The 1572-nt window shown below is 39.1% G+C and carries 2 protein-coding genes and 1 other annotated feature; both genes read left to right on the top strand.

The annotated features are described in order from the left end of the window. On the top strand, nt 1-327 hold a 327-nt coding region (recO, locus tag V7149_RS05095; RefSeq protein WP_335344569.1), incomplete at its 5' end, for a DNA repair protein RecO. Between the two features lie 57 nt (nt 328-384). Continuing rightward, nucleotides 385-558, top strand: a binding site (T-box leader). A 61-nt stretch (nt 559-619) separates the two neighbouring features. Next, a complete protein-coding gene (gene glyQ / locus V7149_RS05090; RefSeq protein ID WP_335344568.1) occupies nt 620-1486 on the top strand; it encodes a glycine--tRNA ligase subunit alpha in 867 nt (288 codons plus the stop codon). Nucleotides 1487-1572 lie beyond the last annotated feature (86 nt).

Below are 1572 nucleotides of genomic sequence, written 5' to 3'. Positions count from 1 at the left end.
TTTGGGTTGTATCCAGTTTTAAACCAATGCACCGTATGCAGCAGTACAGATGGCCATTTTTCTTTTTCAATAAGAGAGGGTGGGCTTATTTGCCACCGCTGCCTGGAAAAAGATCCATATCATTATAAAATTTCTCCAGCAACAGTGAAGCTATTGCGGCTCTTTTATTTTTTTGATTTATCACGTCTTGGAAATATTTCTGTTAAACAAGAAACAAAAGCAGAGCTTAAAAAAGTTATTAACGCGTATTATGAAGAATATTCCGGACTCAATTTAAAAACAAAAAAATTTTTAAACCAAATGGCTAAATTTGAGGATATTCTATAATCAATTATGGTCTTGACATTCAATTTCGTATCGTATATGATTCAAATTATTAAATTAATAGTTGCTGTGATAAAGAAGAGTACTTAATTATTTAATAAAAGCGAACCTAGGATGGTGTGAGCTAGGGTATTGAAGGTTAAGGAAGGCACTTTTGAGCAACATCGGCATAAAGAGGCTGCCTATCATTGGCAGCAAATAGGGTGGAACCGCGGGTTAACTCTCGTCCCTATGCTTTTAGCATAGAGACGGGAGTTTTTTGTTTTTTTATAACTAATGAAGTGAGAGGTGCAGTATGAACATTCAAAATATGATTTTAACTTTGCAAAAGCACTGGTCTGATTATGGGTGCATACTCATGCAGGCTTATGATGTGGAAAAAGGGGCAGGAACGATGAGTCCTTATACCTTCCTGCGTGCAATCGGTCCGGAACCATGGAATGTGGCATATGTCGAGCCGTCCCGTCGCCCAGCTGATGGACGATACGGTGAAAATCCAAATCGGTTATATCAGCATCATCAGTTCCAGGTCATTATGAAACCATCACCAGACAATATCCAAGAAATGTACCTAGACTCTTTACGTGCACTTGGCATTAATCCGCTTGAGCATGACATTCGATTTGTGGAGGATAACTGGGAAAATCCTTCCCTCGGCTGTGCGGGCTTAGGCTGGGAAGTTTGGCTGGATGGCATGGAGATCACTCAATTTACGTATTTTCAGCAAGTAGGCGGAATTGAATGTAAACCAGTTTCCGTTGAAATCACATACGGAATTGAGCGGCTCGCTTCCTATATTCAAGAGAAGGAAAATGTTTTTGACCTTGAGTGGACAAACGGGTTTACAGTAAGAGATATCTTTTTGCAGCCTGAATATGAGCATTCCAAATACACATTTGAAACATCAGATGTAGATATGCTCTTTAATCTGTTCAATATTTATGAAAAAGAAGCACATCGTCAAATGGAAGCGGGTCTCGTTCACCCGGCATATGATTATGTATTAAAATGCTCACATACCTTTAATCTGTTAGATGCTAAAGGGGCGATTTCGGTTACGGAAAGAACAGGCTATATCGGACGCTGCCGAAATCTTGCAAGAAAAATTGCAAGAACCTTCTATGATGAACGTGAAAAGCTTGGTTTCCCAATATTAAAATAAAAAATGTATAACCTTTTTAAAATATGATAACTGTCTAGCTCCAGCGTCTAGCCCCAACGTACAGGATGTACTAGTGTCGACAATGC

The sequence above is a fragment of the Bacillus sp. JJ1503 genome (assembly GCF_036965125.1).
Lineage (GTDB): Bacteria > Bacillota > Bacilli > Bacillales > Cytobacillaceae > Cytobacillus.
Note: the sequence above shows the minus strand (reverse complement) of the source record. Positions and strands in the feature narration are given on the sequence as shown.